Genomic DNA, 25187 nt, shown 5'->3' with positions numbered 1-25187 from the left:
AATTTTGGAGAAAGCAGCATGACGCGGCAAATGGTACTGGTCGGCTTCCTCCAGGCGCAGAACTGCACGAACTTGCCGAGCTCATGGCGGCATCCAGACTCACGCAATGATTCGATGTCGGCGGACTATTATCAGGAGATCGCCAGGATTCTGGAAGCCGGCAAGTTCCACATGGCCTTCTTCGATGATCGCCTGGCGATGCCGGACCGCTACGGCAATGACCACGCCCACACCGTCGAATACGGCATCCGCTGCGTGAAGATGGACCCGCTCATCGTGCTGACCACGATGGGCCTCGTCACCGAAAATCTCGGTTTAGGGGCGACCTGCTCGACCACGTACTACGAGCCATTCGACGTCGCGCGCCGCTTTGCAACGCTCGATCTGATGTCCGGCGGGCGCGCGGGCTGGAACGTCGTCACGTCGCTCAATGACGGCGAAGCGCTCAACATGGGGCGCGACTCCCATCCCGAACATGATTCCCGTTACGACAAGGCCGACGAGTTCATGGAGGTCGTGCTCGGCCATTGGGACACCTGGGAAGACGGCGCGCTGATCATGGATAAAAAGAGCGGCCGCTTTGCCGATCCGAGCAAAGTGAAGCGGCTCGATCACAAGGGACCGGCGTTCAAATCGCGCGGTCCCTTCACGGTGCCGCGCTCGGACCAGGGCCATCCCGTCATCATCCAGGCCGGCGCGTCCGGCCGCGGCCAGCGCTTTGCAGGCCGATGGGGCGAGGTGATCTTCACCGCCGCGCGCAACCTCCAGGGCGCCAAGGACGGTTATGCCGCCGTGCGCAACGAGGCAGCCAAGGCAGGCCGCGATCCCGACCAGATGTTCCTCTGCAACCTGACGACGCCGGTCTGCGCCGCGACCAAGAGCGAAGCCGAAGACAAGATGGTGCTGATCAACAAGCTGCCGCTCCAGATCGACGCGCTGTCGCTGCTGGCCGAAGCGCTCAACTACGATTTCGCTTCCAAGGACCTCGACGAGCCGCTGACGACGGACGAGCTCAAGAGCATGCAGGGCATTCTGGGCATCCGCGACGGCGTGCTGAAAAATTCCGGCAAGAGCAATCCGAGCGCGCGCGACTTCGTCACCTTCTCCGGCCGCGGCCAAGTCCAGGATGCGATGGTCGGCGGCCCCAAGGAGATCGCGGACAAGCTCGAAGAAATGTTCGTCGAGCGCGGCTGCGACGGTTTCGTCATCGCCGCGACCTACGTGCCCGGCTCCTACGCCGACTTCGTGCACCACGTGGTGCCGGAATTGCAGCGGCGTGGCTTGTTCCAGAAGGAGTATCGCGGCAAGACGCTGCGGGAAAATCTCGGCTTGAGGCGGCCGGCCGCCGGCGCCTGGAAAGTGCGACCGCGCGATGCAGCGGAGTAACAACGAGGACACGACATGCGCTGGCTGAAATTCACCGCCTCGAACGAGACCTCCTGGGGCATCGTCGAGGGCGATCAGGTGGTTGCGGTCGACGGCGAACCGTTCGGCGAATGGCAGCGCACCTCGCGCACGCATCCGCTGTCGCAAGTCAAGATCGAGTTGCCGCTGATCCCGCGGACGTTCTATTGCGTCGGCCTGAACTATCTGAAGCACCTGAAGGAAGCCGCCGACAAGCGCGGCGAGGTGCCGGCCGTGCCCGACCGTCCCGAGATCGGCTATCGCGCCCAGAACGCGCTGATCGCGCATGACGAGGAGGTCGTGATCCCCTCCTTTGCGACGGACAAGATCCACTACGAGGGCGAACTGGTAGTCGTCATCGGCAAGAAGGTGAAGCATCTCACCAAACAGAACGCGATGGATTGCGTATTCGGCTACACCATCGGCAACGACGTCAGCGAACGAAGCTGGCAGAAGGCCGACCGCAGCCTGTGGCGCTCGAAGAACGCCGACACCTTCAAGCCGATGGGCCCATGGATCGAGACCGAAGCCGATCTCGCCAAAATGCAGACGATCGTCAGGGTCAACGGCAAGGAGACCAACCGCTTCCACACCAACGACATGATCTTCGGCGTGGTCCCGTTCCTGGTCGAGCTGACGAAATACTTTACGCTATGGCCCGGCGACGTGATCTGGATGGGCACTGACGGCGCCTCGCCGGACATCAAGCATGGCGACGTCGTGGAGATCGACATCACCGGCATCGGGACATTGCGGAACAGATTTGTGCGGGAGCATCGGTAGCTGTTGATCCTCATCCTGAGGAGCTTGCGAAGCAAGCGTCTCGAAGGATGAAGGCCCGGCTGCAGCCTCGCCCTTCGAGACGGCCGCTGCGCGGCCTCCTCAGGGTGAGGAGACAGATTTGAATACGCCGCAAACTCAAAACGGCAGCGCCACGCTGGTCTTGATCTCCTTCAGCACCACGTTGCTGCGGACGTAGCGAATGCCGGGGATGCGGAACATGAACTCGTCGAGGAATCTGTTGTAGGCGGCCATGTCCTGCACGACGACGCGCAAATGGTAATCGGCATCGCCCGTGGTCGCAAAGCACTCCAGCACCTCACGCCGCGTGGTCACGCGCGCGACGAACTCGTCGACGAATTTTGCGTCGTGCCGCTCCAGCGAGACGTGGAGGATGGCCGACATCGCAAAGCCCGCCTGCTCGCGCGCGACGAGGGCTGCATAGCCCCGGATGACGCCGCTCTCCTCCAGCGCGCGCACACGGCGCCAGCAGGCCGAGGTCGACATGCCGACCTCATCCGCGAGCTGCTGGTTGGTGGCGCGGCCGTCATTCTGGAGGTGGGCCAGAATCCGCGCGTCCTGGTCTTCGATCATGGGAGCCTCTCGATCCGATCGATCCTACCAGTATCTGCCACCTGGTGCAAAAATCTACCGAATTGTCGACCTGATACGGGACAAATAGGTAAGACCTACCGCCATCCCGGGCATAACCTTCCGGTATTCGGCAAATGCCGCGCGAGGCCCGCCATGGACGCCATTCCATCACTCGACAGCTACGAACTGCCTGACCGCTACGATCGCGACGAGGGCCGCGTCTTCCTCACGGGCACGCAGGCCATCGTCCGCATCGCGCTCGATCAGGTCAGGCGCGATCGTGCGGCAGGGCTGAACACCGCGGGCTTCATCTCAGGTTATCGCGGCTCGCCGCTCGGCGGCATCGATCTGGAGCTGTGGCGCATACAGGAGCGGCTGAAGCGCGACCGCATCGAGTTCCTCCCCGCGGTGAACGAGGATCTCGCCGCAACCGCCGTGCTCGGCTCGCAGCAGGTCGAGACGCAAGCCGACCGCGAGGTCGAGGGCGTGTTCGGGCTCTGGTATGGCAAGGGCCCCGGCGTCGACCGCTCCGGCGATGCGCTCAAGCACGGCAACGCCTACGGCTCCTCGCCGCATGGCGGCGTGCTGGTGGTCGCCGGCGACGACCATGGCTGTGTCTCCTCCTCGATGCCGCATCAATCCGATGTCGCCTTCATGAGCTGGTTCATGCCGACGCTGCACCCCGCGAACGTCGGCGAATATCTCGAATTCGGTGAATATGGCTACGCGCTGAGCCGATTCTCCGGCATGTGGGTCGGCTTCAAGGCGATCTCGGAGATCGTGGAATCCGGCGCCTCCGTCGCGCTGCGCCCGCCGCACGCCTTCCGCACGCCCGACTTCACGCCGCCGCCGGACGGCCTGCATTATCGCTGGCCCGACCTGCCGGGCCCCCAGATCGAGGAGCGGCTGGAGGCGAAGAAGCATGCGGTCTACGCCTTTGCCAAAGCCAATCCGATCGATCGCCACATCTACGACATTCCCGGCGCTACTTACGGCATCGTCACGACGGGCAAGGCGCATCTCGACCTGATGGAAGCGTTGCGGCTGATAGGCCTCAATGAGGCGGCCTGCCGCAGCATCGGCATCGACGTCTACAAGGTCGGCATGGTCTGGCCGCTGGCGCTGCACGACGCCATGGACTTCGTGAAGGGCAAGCGCGAGATTCTCGTGGTCGAGGAGAAGCGCGGCATCATCGAGAGCCAGTTCAAGGAATATTTCTACGACTATCCCGGCTCAAAACCCGAGCGCATGGTCGGCAAGCACGACGAGCGAGGGGCTCGGCTGATCTCCTGGATCGGCGAATTGTCGCCGCGCGTGCTCGCCGGCGTGCTGGCGCGGCGGCTCGATCCGATGTTTCCGGGGCTCGATCTCACCGCGCGTGCAGCCGCGCTGCTGCCGGAGGCGGCGCGCACGATCAACGTCTCGGGCGCAACGCGCACGCCGTATTTCTGCTCGGGATGCCCGCACAACATTTCGACGAAGGTGCCGGAAGGCTCGAAAGCGCTGGCCGGCATCGGCTGCCACTTCATGGCGAGCTGGATGGACCGCGAGACCTCCTCGCTGATCCAGATGGGCGGCGAAGGCGTGAACTGGGCGGCCTCGTCACGGTTCACCGGCCACAAGCACGTCTTCCAGAACCTCGGCGAAGGCACCTATTATCATTCCGGCTCGATGGCGATCCGGCAGGCGATCGCCGCCAAGGCCAACATCACCTACAAGATCCTGTTCAACGACGCCGTCGCCATGACCGGCGGCCAGCCGGTCGACGGCCCCATCAGCGTGCATGCGATCGCGCACAGCGTCCGCGCCGAGGGCGTTGAGCGCATCGCGCTGGTGTCGGACGATCCCGCGCAATTTTCCCCGGCGGACTTGCCGATCGGCGTCGGCCTCCATCCGCGCGAGGAGATGGACAGCGTGCAGCGCGAGCTGCGTGACGTCTCCGGCGTCTCGGTGCTGATCTACCAGCAGACCTGCGCCACCGAGAAACGGCGCCGGCGCAAGCGCGGCGAGATGGCCGACCCGAAACGCTTTGCCTACATCAACGATCTCGTCTGCGAGGGCTGCGGGGACTGCTCGGTCGAATCCAACTGTCTCAGCGTCGAACCCAGGGAGACGCCGTTCGGACGCAAGCGCCGGATCAACCTCTCAACCTGCAACAAGGATTTTTCCTGCCTCAATGGATTCTGCCCGAGCTTCGTCACCGTTGAGGGCGCGACGCGCCGGAAGAAGAGCGCGAGCCTGATCGACGCGGTCAGCCACGCGGGCACGCTTGCCCTGCCCAACCCCGCAACGCTCGATCGTCCCTACGATTTGCTCGTCACCGGCGTCGGCGGCACGGGCGTGATCACGGTCGGCGCGCTGATCGGCATGGCGGCGCATCTCGAACGACGCGGCGTCTCGGTGCTTGATTTTACCGGCTTTGCGCAGAAGTTCGGGCCTGTGCTGAGCTTTATCCGGATTGCTGCAAGTCCCGAGGCGCTGCATCAGGTGCGCATCGACCAGGGTGCGGCCGATGCGCTGATCGGCTGCGACATGGTCGTCAGCTCTTCGCCGAAGGCGTCCGGCACCTATCGGAAAGGCACACGCGCCGTGGTCAACACCGCGGAGATGCCGACCGGAGACGTCGTCCGCTTCCGCGACGCCGACCTCGCCTCCCCCGCCCGCCTGCGTGCGATCGGTCGGGTGATCGGTGAGGATAAGCTCGACACGATCAATGCCAACGCGCTCGCCGAGCGTCTGCTCGGCGATGCCGTCTATGCCAACATCATCATGCTCGGCTTTTCCTGGCAACGCGGCCTGGTGCCGGTCTCGCTGCACGCGCTGCTGCGCGCGATCGAGCTAAACGGCGTCGCGATCGAACGCAACAGGCAGGCTTTCGCCTGGGGCCGGATCGCGGCTGCAGATCCGGACCTCTTGCCCAAAGTGGATGAAGCGCTCAAGGCCGAGACGCTCGACCAGCTCATCGACCGTCGCGCGGATTTTCTCACCGCCTATCAGGACCGCGCCTATGCGACCCGTTATCGGGCGATCCTCGCAAAGGTCCGCGACGCCGAATCTTCCGTGGACGGCACGGCGCTGACCGAGGCGGTCGCGCGCGCCCTGTTCAAGCTGATGGCCTACAAGGACGAGTACGAGGTGGCGCGCCTGCACATGCAGAGCGGGTTCCTGGACGAACTGAAGCGCGAATTCGAGGATGGCTTCAGCATCAAATATCATCTCGCGCCACCCTTCCTGCCGTCAGGGATCGACGGCCGCGGCCGGCCGCGCAAGCGCGCCTTCGGCCAGTGGATCCAGTTGCCGTTCGCCATGCTGGCGCGGTTGAAGGGATTGCGCGGCACGCCATTCGATCCGTTCGGCTACACGGCGGACCGGCGCGCCGAGCGGGAGCTGATCAGCTGGTACGATGACGTGGTCGAGCGGATGCTCGACGGCCTCGATGCGGCGCATCTGCCAAATCTCGTCGCCATTGCAAAAGCCCCGATGGATATCCGCGGTTACGGGCCGGTCAAAGACGCCGCGATCGTGAAGGTCAAGGCCGAGGTCGAGCGGCTGTTCTCCGAGCTCGACGCGCCATCGCCCGCAAAGATGCGCGCTTACGGTTGACGGGGCGACGACGAGGCTTCAGCCTCTGAACCCGAGGGGTGCCCTGATGGCACCCCTGCAATCGGGTGACGCATCATGGATTTCGATCAGTTGACCTTGACCCAGGCCGCAGCCGACCTTCGCGCCGGAAAAGTCACGAGCACCGCGCTCACGACGGAAGCTCTTGCCCGTGCCAAGGCCAATGCCGATCTCAACGCCTTCGTCACTGTGGATGAGGCCGGCGCCCTGAGGGCCGCGGCTGCATTCGATGCGGAGGGGGACAGGGGCAAGCCGCTCGGCGGCGTTCCCATCGTGATCAAGGACAACATCGAGGTGGCCGGGCTACCCTGTAGCGCCGGCACGCCCGCGCTGAAGGATTATGTCCCAAAGGCCGACGCGCCGGTCGTGGCGAAGCTACGGGCCGCGGGCGCGGTCATCATCGGCAAGACCAGCATGCATGAGCTGGCCTTCGGCATCTCCGGCTACAACACCGCCTTCAAGACCGGCAAGGAGTTCGGTGTCCGCAATGCCTATGACCGCACGCTGATCGCCGGCGGCTCATCATCCGGCACGGGCGCCGCGCTCGGGGCGCGGATCGTCGCGGGTGGGCTTGGGACCGACACGGGCGGATCGGTCCGGGTGCCGGCCGCGCTGAACGGATGCGCCTCGCTGCGACCGACCGTCGGACGCTATCCGCAACAGGGCATCGCGCCGATATCCCACACCCGCGACACCGCGGGCCCGATGGCCGCCACCATGGCCGACGTCGAGTTGCTGGACCGTGTCATTGCAGGCGGCGATGCCACGCAGCCGGCCGACCTGAAGCAGGTCCGCATCGGCATCGTGAAGACCATGCTCGCCAATCTCGATGCGGACACGGAAGCCGCCTTCCACGCGGCCGTCGCGACAATCAAGGCGCAGGGTGTCACGATCGTCGAGATCGAGATGCCGCAACTGGCTGAGCTCAACGGGCAAGCCAGCTTTCCCGTCGCGCTGTACGAGGCCTATGACGATCTGGTCGCCTATCTCGCGCATACCGGCACCGGCATCACCATCGAGGCGCTGGCCAGGGAGATCGCCAGCCCCGACGTGAAGGGTACCTATGATGGCCTCGTCATCCCGCGCAAACTGCCCGGCCCCGACGACACGCTGGTCGACGCCAGGCCGATCTACGACCACGCAATCAAGACCGCGCGTCCCGCGCTGCAGGCGCTCTACGGCAGGACCTTTGCCGATAATCGGCTCGACGCCATCGCCTTCCCGACCACGCCGCGCGTGGCGATCGCGTCCAATCCCGACTCCAGCAGCCTCGAGAATTTCGGTCTTTTCATCCAGAACACCGATCCTGGCAGCAATGCCGGCATTCCCGGCATCCAGATTCCCATTGCGCTGGGCGCCACCTGCAGATTGCCGATAGGTCTCGAGCTGGACGGCCCGGCAGGCAGCGATCGGCGGCTGCTCGCGGTCGGCATGGCGCTGGAAAGGCTGTTCGGGCGACTCCCGGCGCCGCGCCGGTCATGAATACGGATTGATCAGCTTCTGCTGCTCGGCGCTGTGGTGCACGAGCATGTCGATGAAGGTCCTGACCTTCGCCGACAGATGATGACGGTGCGGATAGACCGCGTTCATCGACATCTCGACGGGACGATATTCCGGCAGGAGGCGAACGAGGTGACCGGCCTCGAGATCGTCCTGGATGAGAAATCCGGCCATCAGGCAGACGGCAGCGCCTTCCAGGGCCACCTTGCGCAGGGCCTCACCGCTATTGGTGATGAAGCTGCCGGAGATCCGCACCGATGCCGGCGTGCCCTTGCGATCGAAGAAGCGCCAATCGTCACCGAAGGGATAATTCAAATGACGGCCGCAATTGTGCGCGGCGAGCTCGTCGAGTTTCTGCACGCGGCCATGCCTTTCGAGATAGTCGTGCGAGCAGCACAGCACGTGGCGCCAGGTGGCGAGGCTGCGGACGATCAGGCTCGAATCCGGCGGCGAGGTCATCCGCAGGGCGACGTCATAGCCTTCCTCGATGAGGTCGATTTCGGCCTCGCCCATGCGCAGATCGATCTTGAGCTCCGGATAGGTCGACAGGAGTTTCGCCACCACGGGCGCGACGAACGGCACCATGTGTGTGGCGACGTGGACCCGTAGCGTGCCGCGGGGCACCGACTGCAATTCGCTCGCGATGTCGTCGGCCTGTCCGATATCGGCGAGGATCTGGACGCAGCGGTCGTAGTAGGCCTTGCCGATCTCGGTGAGGCTGACCCTGCGTGTGGTGCGCTGAAGCAGCCTCACCCCAAGCCGGTCTTCCAGCGCCTGAATGTGATTGCTCACCATGGTGGTCGACATGTTGAGCTTGCGAGCTGCTGCAGAGAACCCACCGGTCTCGACCACGCGGCTGAAGACTTCGAGGCTGGTCAATCGGTCCATGCCGCCTGATTATCCGCTCTCGGTCGACAATCGCAAGGTATTCCCCCGGATTATCCATCCGATCATCTCGTGCAGCAGGGGCGCAGACGTTAGCAGCAATCGCTCGACAGACGCGGCAATCGCTCTGGGGCAGCCGCACCTCTGGTTCGCTAAACCCCCTGCAGACCAGGGCCGGGAGCTGGGACTATCCGCTCTTACTGGATAATCCTTCCGGCATTTCACCGATTATCGCTCGACCTGGAAAGACCGATAGTCCCTGCGAGCCGATAGGAGACCGCGATGTCCGAGATGCCCCGCAGCGAGAATTTCCAGCAAGCAACTGAAATCACTGATGATTACGTCAAGCCGTCGGTGCGTATGCCGACCCGGAAGATGGTCCAGCGCGCGGCGCTGGTGCTCGCTCTCCTCGCCGGCACGGCAGCGATTGCCTATTGCGGTCACGACTACTGGATCAACGGCCGCTTTCTCGAGACGACCGACGACGCCTATGTCAAGGCGGACTCCACGATCGTCGCGCCGAAGGTTTCCGGCTACATCGCGAAGGTCCTGGTCGGCGACAACGAAAAGGTCAAAGCCGGACAGGTGCTGGCGAAGATCGACGACCGTGACTTCAAGGCGGCGCTCGGTCAGGCCCGCGCGGATGTCGCCGCCGGCGAAGCCTCGGTGCGCAACATCGACGCGCAACTCGCGCTTCAGCAGCCGATCATCGAACAGAGCACGGCCGATGTCGCCGCCGCGGACGCCAATCTGAAGTTCGCGCAGGAGGAGCGCGCTCGTTACGACGACCTGATGAAGTCGGGTTCCGGCACGATTCAGCGCGCGCAGCAAACCGATGCGGCGCTGCGCGCCAGCAACGCGCAATTGCAGCATGCCAAGTCAGGCCTCGTGGCCGCACAGCGCAAGGTCGACGTGCTCACCACCCAGCGCGCCCAGGCCACAGCCCAGCTCGAACGCGCTCGTGCAGTCGCAGACCAGGCAGAGCTGAACCTGTCCTATACGGAGATCACCGCGCCGGTCGACGGCACGGTCGGTGCGCGCTCATTGCGCGTCGGCCAGTTCGTGCAGGCCGGCACGCAGTTGATGGCCGTGGTGCCGCTCGATGCAGTCTATGTGGTCGCGAATTTCAAGGAGACCCAGCTTACCCATGTGCGTCCGGGCCAGCCGGTCGAACTGCATGTCGACAGCTTTCGCGATCGCACGCTTCGCGGTCACGTCGACAGCCTTTCGCCGGCGAGCGGACTCGAGTTCGCGCTGCTGCCCCCCGATAACGCCACCGGCAATTTCACCAAGATCGTGCAACGCGTGCCGGTGAAGATCGTGTTGGACGACCACAGCCTGACCGGCCTGCTACGCCCCGGCATGTCCGCGGTGCCGACCGTAGACACCAAACCCGCCGGATGACCGTTCCAGGACTTCGTCGATGATCGAAACCGTCCGCCGAATGCATCCTGTCTCCGTCACCGGGACGAGGCTTCCATGAGCACGCTTCAACCGACCGTCAACGCCGCTGCCGACGTTCCCGCCGCCACGGCGCCCGCCGCGCCGGCGGTGTCCGCAAAAACCTGGATCGCCGTGATCGGCGCGACGCTCGGCGCCTTCATGGCAGTGCTGAACATCCAGATCGTCAATGCCTCGCTCGCCGACATCCAGGGCGCGATCGGCGCCGGCATCGACGACGGCGGCTGGATCTCGACCTCCTATCTGATCGCGGAGATCGTGGTGATCCCGCTTTCAGGGTGGCTCGCCCAGGTGTTCTCGATCCGGATCTACCTCCTCACCAACGCGATCCTGTTCCTGCTTTTGTCCGCGGCGTGCGCGCTTGCGCAGGACCTGCCGCAGATGATCGTGCTGCGCGCTGTCCAAGGCTTCTCCGGCGGCGTGCTGATCCCGATGGCCTTCACGCTGATCATCACGCTGCTGCCGCGGGCCAAGCAGCCGATCGGCCTTGCGCTGTTCGCGCTGTCGGCGACGTTCGCGCCCGCAATCGGCCCGACCATCGGCGGCTATCTCACCGAGAATTTCGGCTGGCAGTACATCTTCTACGTCAACCTCGTCCCCGGCGCGATCATGGTCGGCATGCTCTGGTACGCGCTCGACCCCAAGCCCATGAAGCTGACGCTGCTCCGCGATGGCGACTGGGCCGGCATCATCACCATGGCGATCGGCCTGTCGGCGCTTCAGACCGTGCTGGAAGAAGGCAACAAGGACGACTGGCTCGGCTCGCCCTTCATCGTCAAGCTCTCCGTCATCGCGGCCGTCGCGCTGACCGCCTTCCTGATCATCGAGCTCACGGTGAAGAAGCCGCTGTTGAACCTGCGCCTGCTGGTCCGCCGCAACTTCGGCTTCGGCATGCTCGCGAACTTCCTGCTTGGAATCGCGCTGTACGGCTCGGTCTTCATCCTGCCGCAATATCTCGCCCGCATCCAGGGCTACAACGCCGAGCAGATCGGCATGGTACTGGCATGGACCGGTCTGCCGCAGCTCCTGCTGATCCCGCTGGTGCCGCGCCTGATGCAGAAATTCGATGCGCGCATCATCATCGGCGTCGGCTTCGTGCTGTTCGCGGCCTCCAATTTCATGAACATCACCATGACCAATGACTATGCCGCCGACCAGCTGCTGTGGCCGAACGTCGTCCGCGCCATCGGCCAGGCACTGGTGATGGCGCCGCTGTCGGCGGTGGCCACGGCTGGCATCGAGGCGGAGAATGCTGGCTCGGCTTCCGGCCTGTTCAACATGATGCGCAATCTCGGCGGCGCCGTCGGCATCGCGCTACTCCAGACCGCGCTGACCAAGCGCGAGCAGTATCACTCCAACGTGCTGACGCAGTCGGTTTCGCTGTTCGAGCAGGCCACCCGCACGCGGCTGGAGCAGCTCACGCGGTATTTCATCAATCACGGCATTCTCGACCGCGCCGATGCGTCGCATCGCGCCTATGTCGCGATCGGCCATGTCGTGCAGAAGCAGGCCTACATCTTCGCATTCAGCGACACCTTCTATCTGCTCGGCATGGCGCTGATCGTCGCGCTCGCCGCAGTCCTCTTCCTGAAGAAGGCCGGCCCGACTTCGGCCGGCGGCGCCCACTGAAATCAACCTAGCAAGCAAGGAGATCGACCATGAAACCCCGCATGAACTTCTACCAGGCAGCCCCGGACACGATGAAGGCGCTGATGGCGCTGGAAGAGCAGATCCAGTCGACGGGCCTCGAGAAATCGCTGATCGAGCTCGTCAAGATCCGGGCCTCGCAGATCAACGGATGCGCCTTCTGCATCAACATGCACACCGAGGACGCCCGCAAGCGCGGCGAGACCGAGCAGCGCATCTATCTGCTCAACGCCTGGCGCGAATCCCCGCTCTATACCGATCGCGAGCGCGCCGCGCTGGCCTGGACCGAGTCGGTGACGCTGATCTCGGAGACGCACGCACCTGACGACGTCTACGAACATGTCCGCACGCAATTCTCCGATGCGGAGACGGTGAACCTGACCATGCTGATCGGCGCCATCAATGCCTGGAACAGGATCGCAATCGCGTTCCGTGCGGTGCATCCGGTGAAGGTGAAGGCCTCGGCGGCGTAGGCCGCAGCCAAATCTCGTAGGGCGGGTAAAGCGAAGCGTGCCCACCTCTTTTGGGCAACCGCGAAGAAGACGTGGGCACGGCGCAAGCGCGCCTTTGCCCACCCTTACGATAGCTGAGTATGTGGCTTAGACCGCCGTCGCCTTGGCGAACTCCACGTAGATCTCGCGAAGCCGCGCCGCCATCGGGCCGGGTTTGCCGTCGCCGACCTTCTTGCCGTCGATCGCAACCACCGGCTGGACGAACAGCGAGGCCGAGGTGGCGAAGGCTTCCTTGGCTGCAAGCGCTTCGGCGACCGTGAACGAACGCTCCTCGACACGGAGCTGGCGCTCCTCGGCGAGCGCGACCACCGCCTTGCGGGTGCAGCCCGGCAGGATCGCGTTGGAGTTCTTGCGAGTCACGATGACGTCGTCCTTGGTGAGGATGAACGCCGAGGACGAACCGCCTTCGGTGACATAACCGTCTTCGAGCATCCACGCTTCGCCGGCGCCGGCTTCGGCTGCGGCCTGCTTCGCCAGCACCTGGGCCAGCAGCGCCACGCTCTTGATGTCGCGCCGCTCCCAGCGGATGTCGGGCACGGTGATCACGTTGATGCCGGTCTTGGCTGCGGCCGAACCGATGATGTCTTTCTCCGAGGTGAACATCACCAGGCTCGACTTGACGTCGCCCTTGGGGAAGGCGAAGTCGCGGCCCTTGTCGGCGCCGCGCGTGACCTGGAGGTAGACGAGGCCGTTCTCGACCTTGTTGCGCGCAATCAGCTCCTTCTGGAGCTCGGTGATGCGCTCGAGCGTCTCCGGAAGCTTCAGCTTGATCTCGCCGACCGACCGCTCCAGCCGCGTCAAATGCGAAGCGTTGTCGATCAGCTTGCCGTCGAGCACGGCCGAAACCTCGTAGATGCCGTCCGCAAACAGGAAGCCGCGATCCAGGACCGAGATCTTGGCGTCCGAGAGCGGGACGAATGAGCCGTTAACGTAGGCGATCGAGTCCAAGGCAGGTCTCCTGGCGGGAATAGGGATTACCCGCCGGTATACGGGATTTGTTGCTGCCACGAAACCCTCAACCCGTCATTCCGGGCCCGCGCCGGGCGGCACGTCCCGGAATGACGGCGGGATCAGTGGGACAAGATCTTCGACAAGAACTTCTGCGCGCGGTCGCTGCGCGGCTTGCCGAAAAAGTCTTCCTTCGCCGCGTCCTCGACGATCTCGCCGCGGTCCATGAAGATCACGCGGTTGGCGACCTTGCGGGCAAAGCCCATCTCGTGGGTGACAACCATCATGGTCATGCCTTCATGAGCGAGATCCACCATGACGTCGAGCACCTCGCTGACCATTTCCGGGTCGAGCGCCGAGGTCGGCTCGTCGAACAGCATCACGATCGGGTCCATCGCAAGCGCACGCGCGATCGCGACGCGCTGCTGCTGGCCGCCAGACAGGTTCGCGGGAAACTTTTGCGCCTGCTCCTTGAGGCCGACGCGCTCCAGCAGCTGCATGCCTTTCGCCATCGCCTTGTCGCGCGACCGGTCGAGCACCTTCTGCTGCGCAAGGCAGAGATTGTCGATGATCTTCAGATGCGGGAACAGCTCGAAGTGCTGGAACACCATGCCGACGCGCGAGCGCAGCTTGGGCAAATTGGTCTTGGGGTCGTTGACCTTGGTGCCGTCGACGCTGATGTCGCCGCTCTGGAACGGCTCCAGCGCATTGACGCACTTGATCAGGGTCGACTTGCCCGAGCCCGAGGGGCCGCAGACCACCACGACCTCGCCCTTGGTGACGCTGGTTGTGCAATCGGTCAGCACCTGGAAGCTCGGGCTGTACCATTTGTTGACGTGGCTGATTTCGATCATGAGCGGCTAGCCCTAGCGAATGATGGCGATGCGCGCCTGCAGTCGGCGGACGCCGAAGGACGCGATACAGGAAATGGTGAAGTAGACGACGGCCGCGAACAGATACATTTCGACGAGGCGCCCGTCGCGCTGCGCGACCTTGCTCGCCGCGCCCAGGAAGTCCGTGATCGAGAGGACGTAGACCAGCGAAGTATCCTGAAACAGCACGATGGTCTGCGTGATCAGCACCGGCAGCATGTTGCGGAAGGCTTGCGGCAACACGACGTAGCGCATGGTCTGGGCGTAGGTCAGCCCCAGCGCGCTGGCCGCGGCCGGCTGGCCGCGCGAGATCGACTGGATGCCGGCGCGCATGATCTCGGAGAAGTATGCCGCCTCGAACATGATGAAGGTGATGAGCGAGGATGCGAAGGCGCCGACACTGATCGGACGCGAGGCGCCGGTCACCCATTGCCCGATATAGGGCACCAGGAAGTAGAACCAGAAGATCACCAGCACCAGCGGAAGCGAGCGCATGAAGTCGACATAGATGCCGGCGATGCGCCCGAGGATCTTGTGGCCGGACAGCCGCATCAGCGCGAGCGCCGTGCCGAAGACCAGGCCGCCGAGGGCTGCAAGCGCCGTCAGCGTCAGCGTAAACCTCATCCCCTCAAAGAACAGATAGGGCAGCGCTCGGCGAATGACGTCGAAATCGAGATTGGCAAACATCGCTATTTCCCCGTGATGTAGCCGGGGATCGCGACCCAGCGTTCGAGGAAGCGCATCGCGGTCACGACAACGGCGTTGACGAGGAGATAGAGCAGGGTCGCGGCGGTGAAGGCTTCGAACACCTGGAACGAGAATTCCTGCATCGAGCGCGCCTGCCCGGTCAGCTCGAGCAGACCGATCGTGATCGCGACCGCCGTATTCTTGATGGTGTTGAGGAATTCGGAGGTCAGCGGCGGCAGGATGATGCGGAACGCCATCGGCAGCAGCACGTAGCGATAGGCCTGCAAGGTGGTGAGGCCCAGCGCAGTGGCCGCCATCTTCTGCCCTCGCGGCAGCGAGCCGATACCGGCCTGCAGCTGAACGGCCACGCGCGCCGACATGAAGAAGCCGATGCCGATCGCCGCCGTCCAGAACGGCGCGTTCGGCAGTTGCTTCAGCCAGGTACCGGCAGCCTTGGGCAGCAGCTCCGGCAGCACGAAGAACCACAGGAAGAGCTGCACGAGCAGCGGCATATTGCGGAAGAATTCGACCCAGCAGAAGCCGAACCAGTCCGCGCCCCGGGAGGGAAGCGTGCGCATGACGCCGACGAGCGAGCCGAAGATCAGCGCGATGATCCAGGCGAGCGCGGCCGTCTTCAGGGTCAGCACCAGTCCCGACAGCAGCATGTCGAGATAGGTGCCTGTCCCCATCGGGTTCGGCTCGAAGAAAATTCCCCAGTTCCAGTGGTAGTTCACGTGTCCCCCGCGCGAACGCGCCAATCATAGATATCCCGGGCGCCTATGCAAATGTCCGGCCACTCTGGTGTCAAGAGTGGCCGGACACGATCTCGATCTCTGGGACCGAGGTTCTATCTTACTTGTAGTCGTCCGGGTTCGGCGAATCCGTGGGCTTCGCGAACTCGTTCTTCAGCTCGGGCGAGATCGGTGCGTTAAGGTTCAAGCCCTTCGGCGGGATCTTCTGGGTGAACCACTTGTCGTAGATCTTCTGGCCTTCGCCCGAGGTGTAAAGCGCGGCGGTCGCCGCATCGACCACCTTCTTGAACGGCGCGTCGTCCTTGCGCAGCATGATGCCGTAGGGCTCAGGCTTGGAGAACGCGTCCTTGGAGATGACGTAGTCGCCCGGCGACTTGGAGCCGGCGACGAGGCTGGCGAGCAGGATATCATCCATCACGAAGGCGACCGCGCGGTCGGTCTCGACCATCAGGAAGGCTTCGGCGTGGTCCTTGGCCGGGATGATGTTGGCGCCGAGCTTTTTCTCGACGTTGGCCTCGGTGAGCTGCTTGATGTTGGTGGTGCCGGCGGTCGAGACCACCGTCTTGCCCTTGAGGTCGTCGATCGACTTCAGGCCGCTCGACTTCTTGAAGACGTAGCGGCTGGCGGTCAGGAAGTGGGTGTTGGTGAAGGCGACCTGCTTCTGGCGCTCGGCATTGTTGGTGGTCGAGCCGCATTCGAGATCGATGGTGCCGTTGGCCATCAGCGGGATACGGGTCGCCGAGGTCACCGGATTGAGCTTGACCTCGAGCTTGTCGAGCTTGAGCTCCTTCTTCACGGCGTCGACGATCTTGTAGCAAATGTCCATCGCGAACCCGACGGGCTTCTGGTTGTCGTCGAGATAGGAGAACGGGATCGAGGAGTCGCGGAAGCCCAGCGTGATGGCGCCGGTGTCCTTGATGTTCTTCAACGTGCCGGTCAGCTCCTGGGCCCCGGCCTGGCTGACGGCGAAGGTCGCGGCGAGCGCGAGGCCGATGCTACGGAAATGTTTCACTTTTTTGGTCCCCTTTCAGGATGATGCGGCCCGGATGCAAGCACAGATTGGGCCGGATTAGAATGTGACTTTCGGCTGGCTTGTGGCTCAGGTTAATGGGCTCTAGGTCAGCGGCTTGGGTAATTCCCCGAGATCCCAGAACAGCCCGGCCATCACCGTCAAGGCCTCTTCGGTCAGTGGCAGCAGGATGTGCTCATTGGGCGCATGCTGGGAGCAGCCGGGATAGGAGTGCGGGACCCAGATCGTCGGCAGGCCCAAAATCTCGGAAAACACGTCGTTCGGCAGCGAGCCGCCGAAGTTCGGCAGCACCGCCGGCGCCTTGCCAGTTGTGTCCTTCACCGAACCCGCCGCCCATTTGATCCAGGGGCTGTCGAAATCCGTGCGCGAGGCGGCAAAGCTCTGCGCCGCCCGCACCTCGACCATCGGAAAACCCTTTGCGACCAGATGCGCGCGGACGGCATCGATCAGGCCGTCGACCTTGGTGCCGACCACGAAACGCAGTTGCAGCACGGCATTGGCATGGCCAGGAATGGCGTTGGCGGGCTTCTCGATATTGCCGGACGACATCGCCAGCACTTCCAGCGTGTTCCAGGCATACAACCGCTCGGCTGCCGACAGACCTTCTTCGCCCCAATTCTCCGCAAGCGCGGGCTCGTCCTCGGTCGGCACCACCTGCACATCGGCAAGATAGCTGCGGATCTGGTTGGTGAGCCGGGGCGGCTTCAGCGCGTCGAGCTGGAGGCGGCCGTGGCCGTCAACCAGCGTCGAAATGGCGTTGACCAGAATGGTCGCGGGGTTGGCGAGCACGCCTCCCCAATTGCCGGAATGATGCCCGCCGTCGCGCAAATTAACGTCGAGATGAATGCGGATGCCGCCACGGCAGCCAAGAAACAGCGTCGGACGGTCGGCGGACAGGCGCGGCCCGTCGGACGCCATGAACAGATCGGCCTTGAGGCCGTCGCGGTTGAGATCGCAGACCTTGCCGAGATCGGGCGAGCCGATCTCCTCGCCCATCTCGACGATAAATTTGGCATTGAAGCCGAGCTTGCCGCCACGGGCGTCGCGCACCGCACGAAGCGCGGCCATGTTGATGCTGTGCTGGCCCTTGTTGTCGGCGGTGCCGCGGCCGTAGAGGCGCGCGCCCGCAACGGTCGTGCGCCAGGGATCGCGGCCGTCGCGCCACTCGCCCTCCATGCCGTCGACGACGTCGCCATGACCGTAGATCAGCACGGTCGGCGCCGTCTCACTCTCGATATGTTCGGCGAACAGGAAAGGCGCCTTGCCGCTCGGGGATTCGACGATGCGGCTGGTGAAATCGAGCGCGGCAAAGGAGGGCATCATCTCCTGTTCCAGATAGCCGCGCAGCTCCGCGCCACGCGACGGATTCTGGCTTTCGGTCCGATAGGCGACGCGGCGGTCGAGCTCGGTGAGGAACGTGCCGGATGTGAAATCCTCACGGGCACGGGCGATGGCGTCGGCTCTGGTCATGACTTGCTTTTCGGGCTTCGAGGCGAAGGAGCCTACCCGAGACAGGGTGCCCTTCGAAAGTGGCGGGGACGTGGGTAGTCTTGTAGTTCGCTTGTAGTTCTCTTGTGATTTCGTTCTTGCTCTCTTGAGATTGGCTTGCCAAGAGCGGACGCGCCGCCGATTTTGGCCTTGCCAAGGTCGCGTTATATGCAAGAACTTCGCCAAGTTGGGGCGCACGTCTATCATTCGAAGAGCGCCCGGTACAGGGCGCCGGGGGATCAGCATGGCCAAGCAAATCAGGCTCAACGCTTTTGCGATGAATTGCGTCGCACACCAATCACCGGGCCTGTGGACCCACCCGCGCGACCGCACCGCCGAATATAACCGCCTGCCCTACTGGATCGATCTCGCCAAGACGCTGGAGCGCGGGCGCTTCGACGGCTTGTTCCTGGCCGATGTGCTCGGGGTCTACGACGTCTATGGCAACAGCCCTGACGCAGCCTTGCGCAACGCAGCGCAGACGCCGTCGAACGAGCCGCTACTGCTGCTTTCGGCGATGGCGGCTGTGACGCAGAACCTCGGCTTCGGGGTCACCAGCAATCTCTCTTTCGAGCCGCCCTACCCGTTCGCGCGGCGGATGTCGACGCTCGATCACCTGACCGAGGGGCGCATCGGCTGGAACGTCGTCACCGGGTATCTCGACAGCGCAGCGCGCGGCGCCGGCAAGGACAGGCAGACCGGACATGACGACCGATACGACATCGCCGACGAATATATGGAAGTCGTCTACAAGCTCTGGGAAGGGAGCTGGGAGGACGACGCGGTGTTGCGCGACAGGGCGCGCGGCATCTTCACCGATCCCGGCAAAGTTCATCGCGTCAATCACGAGGGCGCAAATTACCGCATCAACAACACCATTCACCTCAGCGAGCCGTCGCCGCAGCGGACACCGGTGCTGTACCAGGCCGGTACCTCGCCGCGTGGTCGGCAGTTCGCGGCACAGCACGCCGAATGCGTGTTCATGTCGGGGCCGTCGGCCAAGGTGATCGCGCCGCGCGTCGCCGCAATCCGCCAGGAGGCGGCTGCGCTCGGCCGCAACCCGGCAGAGATCCTGATGTTCTCGATGATGACGATCATCCTCGGGCGGACCGAGGCCGAGGCAAAGGAAAAGTATGCCGACTATCGCCGCCACATCAGCCCGGAGGGCGCGCTGGCGCTGATGTCGGGATGGACCGGCGTCGACTTCTCCGGCTACGACCTCGACCAGCAGGTGCGCCACGTCCAGAACGATGCCGGCCGCAGCGCGATGGACAACGTCACCCGCGCCGATCCCGACCGGGTCTGGACCGTGCGCGACGTGATCGAGCATGTCGGCGTCGGCGGTGCCGGCCCCGTGGTGGTCGGCACCCCGGAGATGGTCGCGGACAAGATCGAGGCATGGTTCGAAGCGACCGATGTCGACGGCCTCAACGTCGCGTTTGCGATTTCGCCGGGCGATTTCGAGGACATCGCCGACATGCTGGTGCCGGAGTTGACGCGGCGTGGCCGATACAAGCCGGAGTATGCGAAAGGCACGCTGCGGGAGAAGCTGTTCGGTGCCGGGCGTGCGCGGCTAGGTGCGCCGCATCCGGCGGCGGGGTATCGCGTGGGGAAGAAGGGGTAGGCTGCGACACATCTCGGGCGTTGTCCCGGCGAAGGCAGCCTACACCTTCCCGTCCACCATCACCTCGATCAGCTTCGTCCCCGGCCGGCCGAACGCCGACGACAGCGTCGGCTTCAGCTCGCGGGGATCGCTGATTTTGATCGCCTCGCAGCCCAGCGCCTTCGCGACTCCCGCAAAGTCCACCGGCGGATCGACGAAATCCATGCCGACGTAATTGTCGTCGCCATGAAAGGCGAGCAGGCGCTGCTTGATGATGCGGTAGCCGCCGTTGTTGGCGATGACGACGTTGAGCGGCAGCTTGTGATGCGCCGCGGTCCACAGCGACTGGATCGAATACATCGCGCTGCCGTCGCCGGAGAAGCACACGACGGGGCGATCCGGATTAGCGATGCTGGCGCCGACCGACGCCGGCAGGCCCCAGCCGATGCCGCCGGAGGCAAGGCCGTGGTAGCCATAGCGATCGCGATGCGGACGCAGCGCCGTGATCTGGCGGCTTGACGTGAGGCCTTCGTCGACGAGGATCGCGTGATCAGGCATCGCCTCGACCATTTGCAGGACCAGAAAGTCCGGATCGATCGGGTTGCGGCCGGCGCTGTTGCCGATCTGCTCGACCAGCGCGGCACGCCGCGCAGTCCAGTTCTTCGGCGCAAGCTCGGCGAGACGTTGCCTGGCGCGGCTCGCCAGTGCAGCGCCACCCATCTCCTTCAGCACCGGTATCAGCGCGCGCAGCGTTTCCTTCAAATCCGCCTTCAGCGCGATCTCGGCGCCGTAATTCTTGGCGATCTCCCAATCGACGAGGCCGATCTGCACGACGCCGAGGCCCTCCGGCAGCGCATCGACCTCGCTGTAGACCGACATCCGCAGCGGATCGCCGCCGAGCGCGATCAGGAGGTCGTACGGCGCAAGCGTGTCGCGCGCCACCTTCTGCACCCGCGCCAGCGTGCCGACGAAGCTCGGGCTCTCCGAGAGGAAGTGCGCGCCATAGGGCGTCGATGATTGGTAAGCGGCCGCGCCGAGCAGTTCGGCGAGTTCGGCCGCTTCCTTCAGCGCATCGCTCTTGACCACCTCGTCCATGGTGACGATGACGGGACGCTCGGCCTTCAGCAGCCGCGCGGCAAAGGCCTTCAGCGCCTCGTCAGACGGCTTGGTGCGCGTGTCGATGCGGGTGGAGCGGCCGAGATCGATGCCGGCTTCGCTGTTGAGGATATCGCCGGGCAGCGAGATGAAGACCGGCCCGGTCGGCGGCGTCGTCGCGACCTTGGCGGCGCGGCGCACGATGCGCGGCAAATCCTCCAGCCGCGTCACCTCGACCGCCCATTTCACCAGCGGTTCGGCCATCCGCACCAGCGGACCGTACAGGACGGGCTCCATCAGGCCGTGGCCCTGCTCCTGCTGACCCGCGGTGAGGATCATCGGCGTGCCCGTGAACTGGGCGTTGTAGAGCGAGCCCATCGCGTTCCCAAGGCCGGGCGCGACGTGGACGTTGCAGGCGACCAGCTTGCCGGAGGCGCGGCTGTAGCCGTCCGCAATCGCGACCACCAGGCTCTCCTGCATCGCCATCACATAGGTGAGGTCGGGATGGTCCTTCAGCGCATGCATGATCGGCAGCTCGGTGGTGCCCGGGTTGCCGAACAGATGCGTGATGCCCTCGTCCTTGAGCAGCGCGAGAAAGGCGGAGCGGCCGGTGATCTTATTCTTCATGTTTCCTCCAGGAGCGGACGTTGCCGCAAGGACTGAAAGCATGATGGCCGAAGTTTCGGGATGCGCGCAAGGAAGCGTGGTCATGGCTGCGTTGCGCCGGAGAGGGACGCTACATCTCCTCCCGCCCCAACTCGAACGGATCCTCGCCGCCCGCGCGCTTCTTTTTTTTCGAGCGCTGCCATACCACGCCCGGGAAACCCTTCAGCGGCACCAGCGGCTCGCCGGTATAGGCCCATTCCTGCAACTCCTCGATGGCGATGTGATAGAGCGGCTGGCGGCCGGTGCGCTCCCTGAACAGGGCGCGGGGAATGTTGACCATGTGCGGGCCGCGCGGCCGCTCATAGGCAATGGGCGTGCCGCAATGTGCGCAGAAGCTGCGCGCGGTCTTGGTCGCCTTGTCCTCGTAGCGGGTGAGCGCGGACTTGCCTGAAATGATGCGAAAGCGCTTCTTCCAGCTTCCGACATAGGTGGCATAAGCGGCGCCGTGCGCGCGGCGGCTACTGGCCGAATGATCGTGCCAGGCCCAGCGCGCGGGAACGTCGATCTCGAAGGTAACCTTGCCGCAGAGACATTGACCGGTGGCGATTCCTGCGGCGGCTGCGGCTTTGGCCATGGAGCTTTCTCCGTCGTCATTGCGCGTGGCGAAGCAATCCAGACTGCCTCTGCGGAAAGACTCTGGATCGCTTCGCTGCGCTCGCAATGACGGAGTTTGTGGTGGCGATCGCGCGACAAATCAAACTCGCTATTCCGGAGGCGATGCGAAGCATCAAACCCGGAATGACTTGAGGAGAGATTACGCCGGCGTCAGTTCGTCATGCACCGGATAATCGGTATACCCTTTCTCCTCGCCGCCGTAGAACGTCGCACGATTATACGGCGTGATCGGGTAGTCGTGCTGGAGGCGCCGGGGCAGGTCGGGGTTGGAGATGAAGATGCGGCCGAAGGCAATGATATCGGCATGCCCCTCCGCGATGGCGGCGTTCGCCGTCTCGCCGGTAAATCCGCCTGCGGTCATCAGCACGCCGCTGTAAAGCGGGCGGAACAGCAGCATCGCCGACGGCACGTTCTGCCAGTTGACTTCGGCTCGCCCCGAGCCGCTGGAGCGTGGCTCGATGAAATGCAGATAGGCGAGGCCGAGCTTGTCGAGCGCCTTCACGACGTGAGTATAGAGCGGCATCGGATCGGGCTCGCCGGAATCATTGGCGATGCCATGGGGCGACAACCGCACGCCGACGCGGTTCGCGCCCCAGACGTCGATCGCGGCCTGCGTTACTTCGAGCAGAACCCGAGCGCGGTTCTCGATCGAGCCGCCATATTGATCGGTGCGCTGGTTGCTGCGCGATTGCAGGAATTGCTCGAGCAGATAGCCGTTGGCGCCGTGGATCTCGACGCCGTCGAAACCGGCGGCCAGCGCGTTCTTCGCGCCCTGCCGGAACGCCTCGACGATGCCCTTGACCTCGTCCGTCTCAAGCGCGCGCGGCGTCTCGTAGTCGGAAACCTTGCCGTCGGCGGTCATCGCCTTCATGCCCTCGGCCTGGATCGGGATCGCCGAGGCCGAGACCGGCAGCGCGCCGCCGTGAAAGGAGGAATGCGAGACGCGGCCGACATGCCAGAGCTGGAGAAAGATGATGCCGCCCTTGGCGTGCACGGCATCCGTCACCTTGCGCCAGCCGGCGATCTGCGCGTCCGAATAGATGCCGGGCGTCGCCGGATTACCGCGACCATGCGAGAGCACGGGCGAGGCTTCCGCGATGATCAGGCCGCCCTGGGTGGCGCGCTGGCCGTAATACTCGGCGTTGAGCGGCCGCGGCGAAAAGCTGTCGCGCTCGGCGCGCATGCGCGTCAGCGGCGCCATCGCGACGCGATGCGCGAGCTTGTACGGACCGACCTGCAACGGTTTGAACAACGCCTCGAATTTCATGGGGGCCCCGAATGAATATGGAAGGATGCGGATCATATCGCGAGGGGCGGCCACCCGAAAAGGCGCCGCCCCGATAAAAACAAATATTCCCTTCCGCGGAACGCGGGGAGAACAGGCGTTAGGCCGTCTTGATCCAGACTGCCTTCACGTTGAGATATTCCTCGACATGCTGCTTGCCGGACTCGCGGCCGTAGCCGCTCATCTTGTAACCACCGAAGGGCACGGCCGGGTCCATCGCCTGGTAGCAATTCACCCACACGGAGCCGGCGCGCAGGCTCTTCGCAACGGCATGCGCCTTGCTGACGTCCCGCGTCCACAGGCCGGAGCCGAGACCGAACGTGGTGTTGTTGGCGCGCTTGACCAGTTCGTCCATGTCCTTGAACGCGATCGCGGAGATCACGGGGCCGAAAATCTCCTCCTGCGCGATGCGCATGTTGTCCTGGACGCCCGCGAACACCGTTGGCGAGACGAAGAAGCCCTTCGACAACGCGCCTTCGGTGACGCGGCCACCGCCGGCCAGCGCCTTGGCGCCTTCCTTCTGTCCGATGTCGAGATAGCTCGTGACGCGCTCGAGCTGCTGCTCGGAGACGAGCGGACCGATCTGGGTGTTGGGATCGAGGCCGTTGCCGACCTGCAGCTTCTTGCCGAACTCGGCGACGCGGCCGACGAATTCATCGTAGATCGCCTGCTCGACGAACAGGCGCGTACCGGCGCTGCAGATCTGACCGGAATTGGCGAACACCGCCATCGCGGCACCCGGCACGGCCGCATCGAGATCGGCATCCGCGAACACGATGTCCGGCGACTTGCCGCCGAGCTCGAGCGAGACGCGCTTGAGATTGCCCGCCGAAGCGCGGATGATCGACTGTCCCGTAACATGCGAGCCGGTAAAGGCGACCTTGTCGACATCGTGATGCGAGGCGAGCGCCGCACCTGCGGTCTCGCCATAGCCCGGCACGACATTGACGACACCGGGCGGGATGCCTGCCTCCATCGCCAGCTCGGCGATGCGCAGTGAAGTCAGCGGCGCTTCCTCGGCGGGCTTGAGCACCACGGTGCAGCCGGTCGCGATTGCCGGGCCGATCTTCCAGATCGTGGCGGTGAGCGGGCCGTTCCAGGGGATGATGGCGCCGACGACGCCGATCGGCTCTTTCAGCGTGTAGGAGAAGATCTCGCCCGGCAGCGAGTTCTCGATCGTCTCGCCATGGATCGCAGTGGTCTGGCCCGCGTAATAGCGCAGCATGCCGACGGCGCGCAGGCGATAAGCGCGGGTGCGGCTGAGCGGCGCGCCCATGTCGAGCGTGTCGAGCTGCGACAATTCGTCGAAATTTTTCTCGACGAGATCGGCGAGTTTCAGGAGCAAGTTCTGCCGCTCGAACGGCTTGACCCTGCTCCAGGGCCCTTCGAAGGCGCGGCGGGCGGCGGCGACCGCACGGTCGATGTCTTCCTTGTCGCCCTCGGCGACGGTTGCGAGCAGTTCACCGGTTGCAGGGTTGTGGGTCTCGAAGCGCTTGCCTGAAGCAGCATCGACCCACTTCCCGTCGATCAGCATCTGCTTGTAGGACCCATTGGCGAACGGATGGCGCGTGATCGGAATCGCCTGCGACACAGCCATGGCTGCACTCCCTGTCAAATGATTGATTGGTTCGATCTGGGCAGGATCGTTGGGTCGAGAGGATACAGCGGTGCCGGATGGGCGTAAAGGCGGCGCGGAACGAAGACCTCCCATGCCGACTTGTGCAGGGTCGAAATGTCGCCAT

Annotated in this window: 20 protein-coding genes; 8 read left to right on the top strand and 12 right to left on the bottom strand. The window is 64.3% G+C overall.

Annotated features, from left to right (window positions below):
* The first annotated feature begins 18 nt into the window (after positions 1-18).
* A complete protein-coding gene (locus OC450_RS11225) occupies positions 19-1386 on the top strand; it encodes an LLM class flavin-dependent oxidoreductase (protein ID WP_262047885.1) in 1368 nt (455 codons plus the stop codon).
* A 15-nt stretch (positions 1387-1401) separates the two neighbouring features.
* Positions 1402-2187: a fumarylacetoacetate hydrolase family protein gene (locus tag OC450_RS11220; RefSeq protein WP_262047884.1), complete on the top strand. Its 786-nt coding sequence runs from the start codon at positions 1402-1404 to the stop codon at positions 2185-2187.
* A 135-nt stretch (positions 2188-2322) separates the two neighbouring features.
* Here the strand turns inward: OC450_RS11220 and OC450_RS11215 are convergent, their stop codons facing one another.
* Positions 2323-2778: an Lrp/AsnC family transcriptional regulator gene (locus tag OC450_RS11215; protein WP_211381369.1), complete on the bottom strand. Its 456-nt coding sequence runs from the start codon at positions 2776-2778 to the stop codon at positions 2323-2325.
* Positions 2779-2931: 153 nt separating this feature from the next.
* Here OC450_RS11215 and OC450_RS11210 point away from each other — a divergent pair, with 153 nt between their 5' ends.
* Both OC450_RS11210 and iaaH read left to right on the top strand, forming a co-directional pair.
* Complete coding sequence (locus OC450_RS11210; protein WP_262047883.1) at positions 2932-6381, top strand: indolepyruvate ferredoxin oxidoreductase family protein; 3450 nt, start codon at positions 2932-2934, stop codon at positions 6379-6381.
* 75 nt (positions 6382-6456) lie between these two features.
* The gene (gene iaaH / locus OC450_RS11205) at positions 6457-7881 is read left to right on the top strand and encodes an indoleacetamide hydrolase (protein WP_211381367.1); all 1425 of its coding nucleotides are present in this window, start codon (positions 6457-6459) and stop codon (positions 7879-7881) included.
* Here the strand turns inward: iaaH and OC450_RS11200 are convergent.
* Positions 7876-8787, bottom strand: coding sequence for a LysR family transcriptional regulator (locus tag OC450_RS11200; protein ID WP_262047882.1), 912 nt, complete (start codon positions 8785-8787; stop codon positions 7876-7878). The two genes, iaaH and OC450_RS11200, sit on opposite strands and share 6 nt — an antisense overlap.
* A gap of 279 nt (positions 8788-9066) precedes the next feature.
* On the opposite strand from OC450_RS11200, the gene OC450_RS11195 reads away from it, so the two are divergent.
* The 3 genes from OC450_RS11195 to OC450_RS11185 all read left to right on the top strand — a co-directional run bounded on the left by OC450_RS11195 (position 9067) and on the right by OC450_RS11185 (position 12365).
* Positions 9067-10188, top strand: a complete 1122-nt coding sequence (locus tag OC450_RS11195; protein ID WP_262047881.1) for an HlyD family secretion protein — start codon at positions 9067-9069, stop codon at positions 10186-10188.
* Between the two features lie 75 nt (positions 10189-10263).
* Positions 10264-11874, top strand: coding sequence for an MDR family MFS transporter (locus OC450_RS11190; protein ID WP_262047880.1), 1611 nt, complete (start codon positions 10264-10266; stop codon positions 11872-11874).
* Positions 11875-11903: 29 nt separating this feature from the next.
* The gene (locus OC450_RS11185) at positions 11904-12365 is read left to right on the top strand and encodes a carboxymuconolactone decarboxylase family protein (protein WP_262047879.1); all 462 of its coding nucleotides are present in this window, start codon (positions 11904-11906) and stop codon (positions 12363-12365) included.
* A gap of 126 nt (positions 12366-12491) precedes the next feature.
* Here the strand turns inward: OC450_RS11185 and OC450_RS11180 are convergent, their stop codons facing one another.
* From OC450_RS11180 to OC450_RS11155, 6 genes are all read right to left on the bottom strand, one after another.
* Positions 12492-13352 carry a D-amino-acid transaminase gene (locus OC450_RS11180; protein ID WP_211381362.1) on the bottom strand — a complete coding sequence of 287 codons (861 nt, stop codon included), beginning with the start codon at positions 13350-13352 and terminating at the stop codon, positions 12492-12494.
* Positions 13353-13474: 122 nt separating this feature from the next.
* Complete coding sequence (locus OC450_RS11175; protein ID WP_211381361.1) at positions 13475-14206, bottom strand: amino acid ABC transporter ATP-binding protein; 732 nt, start codon at positions 14204-14206, stop codon at positions 13475-13477.
* Between the two features lie 12 nt (positions 14207-14218).
* A complete protein-coding gene (locus OC450_RS11170) occupies positions 14219-14911 on the bottom strand; it encodes an amino acid ABC transporter permease (protein WP_262047878.1) in 693 nt (230 codons plus the stop codon).
* Positions 14912-14913: 2 nt separating this feature from the next.
* On the bottom strand, positions 14914-15645 hold the full coding sequence (locus OC450_RS11165) for an amino acid ABC transporter permease (RefSeq protein ID WP_211381359.1): 732 nt from the start codon (positions 15643-15645) through the stop codon (positions 14914-14916).
* A gap of 118 nt (positions 15646-15763) precedes the next feature.
* On the bottom strand, positions 15764-16675 hold the full coding sequence (locus tag OC450_RS11160; protein ID WP_211381358.1) for an amino acid ABC transporter substrate-binding protein: 912 nt from the start codon (positions 16673-16675) through the stop codon (positions 15764-15766).
* Between the two features lie 102 nt (positions 16676-16777).
* On the bottom strand, positions 16778-18163 hold the full coding sequence (locus OC450_RS11155) for a M20 family metallopeptidase (protein ID WP_262047877.1): 1386 nt from the start codon (positions 18161-18163) through the stop codon (positions 16778-16780).
* A gap of 262 nt (positions 18164-18425) precedes the next feature.
* On the opposite strand from OC450_RS11155, the gene OC450_RS11150 reads away from it, so the two are divergent.
* Positions 18426-19805 carry an LLM class flavin-dependent oxidoreductase gene (locus tag OC450_RS11150; protein WP_211381356.1) on the top strand — a complete coding sequence of 460 codons (1380 nt, stop codon included), beginning with the start codon at positions 18426-18428 and terminating at the stop codon, positions 19803-19805.
* Positions 19806-19844: 39 nt separating this feature from the next.
* Here OC450_RS11150 and OC450_RS11145 read toward each other — a convergent pair whose 3' ends face one another.
* The 4 genes from OC450_RS11145 to OC450_RS11130 all read right to left on the bottom strand — a co-directional run bounded on the left by OC450_RS11145 (position 19845) and on the right by OC450_RS11130 (position 25042).
* Positions 19845-21506, bottom strand: a complete 1662-nt coding sequence (locus OC450_RS11145) for a thiamine pyrophosphate-binding protein (RefSeq protein ID WP_211381355.1) — start codon at positions 21504-21506, stop codon at positions 19845-19847.
* A gap of 109 nt (positions 21507-21615) precedes the next feature.
* On the bottom strand, positions 21616-22119 hold the full coding sequence (locus tag OC450_RS11140) for a GFA family protein (RefSeq protein ID WP_262047876.1): 504 nt from the start codon (positions 22117-22119) through the stop codon (positions 21616-21618).
* 180 nt (positions 22120-22299) lie between these two features.
* On the bottom strand, positions 22300-23427 hold the full coding sequence (locus tag OC450_RS11135; protein ID WP_262047875.1) for an alkene reductase: 1128 nt from the start codon (positions 23425-23427) through the stop codon (positions 22300-22302).
* Positions 23428-23545: 118 nt separating this feature from the next.
* Positions 23546-25042 (bottom strand): aldehyde dehydrogenase family protein, encoded by a 1497-nt coding sequence (locus OC450_RS11130; RefSeq protein WP_211381352.1) that lies wholly within the window; start codon positions 25040-25042, stop codon positions 23546-23548.
* Positions 25043-25187 lie beyond the last annotated feature (145 nt).

It is taken from the genome of Bradyrhizobium sp. Bra78 (genome assembly GCF_024519855.1).
GTDB classification, from domain to species: Bacteria; Pseudomonadota; Alphaproteobacteria; order Rhizobiales; family Xanthobacteraceae; genus Bradyrhizobium; species Bradyrhizobium japonicum_G.
This window is presented reverse-complemented; position numbering and strand designations above follow the sequence as displayed.

Coding starts and splice junctions, on each gene's coding strand:
- OC450_RS11130 (WP_211381352.1), bottom strand. CDS start 25,042: ATGGCTGTGTCGCAGGCGATTCCGATCACGCGCCATCCGTTCGCCAAT.
- OC450_RS11220 (WP_262047884.1), top strand. CDS start 1,402: ATGCGCTGGCTGAAATTCACCGCCTCGAACGAGACCTCCTGGGGCATC.
- iaaH (WP_211381367.1), top strand. CDS start 6,457: ATGGATTTCGATCAGTTGACCTTGACCCAGGCCGCAGCCGACCTTCGC.
- OC450_RS11140 (WP_262047876.1), bottom strand. CDS start 22,119: ATGGCCAAAGCCGCAGCCGCCGCAGGAATCGCCACCGGTCAATGTCTC.
- OC450_RS11185 (WP_262047879.1), top strand. CDS start 11,904: ATGAAACCCCGCATGAACTTCTACCAGGCAGCCCCGGACACGATGAAG.
- OC450_RS11215 (WP_211381369.1), bottom strand. CDS start 2,778: ATGATCGAAGACCAGGACGCGCGGATTCTGGCCCACCTCCAGAATGAC.
- OC450_RS11175 (WP_211381361.1), bottom strand. CDS start 14,206: ATGATCGAAATCAGCCACGTCAACAAATGGTACAGCCCGAGCTTCCAG.
- OC450_RS11190 (WP_262047880.1), top strand. CDS start 10,264: ATGAGCACGCTTCAACCGACCGTCAACGCCGCTGCCGACGTTCCCGCC.
- OC450_RS11155 (WP_262047877.1), bottom strand. CDS start 18,163: ATGACCAGAGCCGACGCCATCGCCCGTGCCCGTGAGGATTTCACATCC.
- OC450_RS11225 (WP_262047885.1), top strand. CDS start 19: ATGACGCGGCAAATGGTACTGGTCGGCTTCCTCCAGGCGCAGAACTGC.
- OC450_RS11145 (WP_211381355.1), bottom strand. CDS start 21,506: ATGAAGAATAAGATCACCGGCCGCTCCGCCTTTCTCGCGCTGCTCAAG.
- OC450_RS11170 (WP_262047878.1), bottom strand. CDS start 14,911: ATGTTTGCCAATCTCGATTTCGACGTCATTCGCCGAGCGCTGCCCTAT.
- OC450_RS11195 (WP_262047881.1), top strand. CDS start 9,067: ATGTCCGAGATGCCCCGCAGCGAGAATTTCCAGCAAGCAACTGAAATC.
- OC450_RS11150 (WP_211381356.1), top strand. CDS start 18,426: ATGGCCAAGCAAATCAGGCTCAACGCTTTTGCGATGAATTGCGTCGCA.
- OC450_RS11200 (WP_262047882.1), bottom strand. CDS start 8,787: ATGGACCGATTGACCAGCCTCGAAGTCTTCAGCCGCGTGGTCGAGACC.
- OC450_RS11210 (WP_262047883.1), top strand. CDS start 2,932: ATGGACGCCATTCCATCACTCGACAGCTACGAACTGCCTGACCGCTAC.
- OC450_RS11135 (WP_262047875.1), bottom strand. CDS start 23,427: ATGAAATTCGAGGCGTTGTTCAAACCGTTGCAGGTCGGTCCGTACAAG.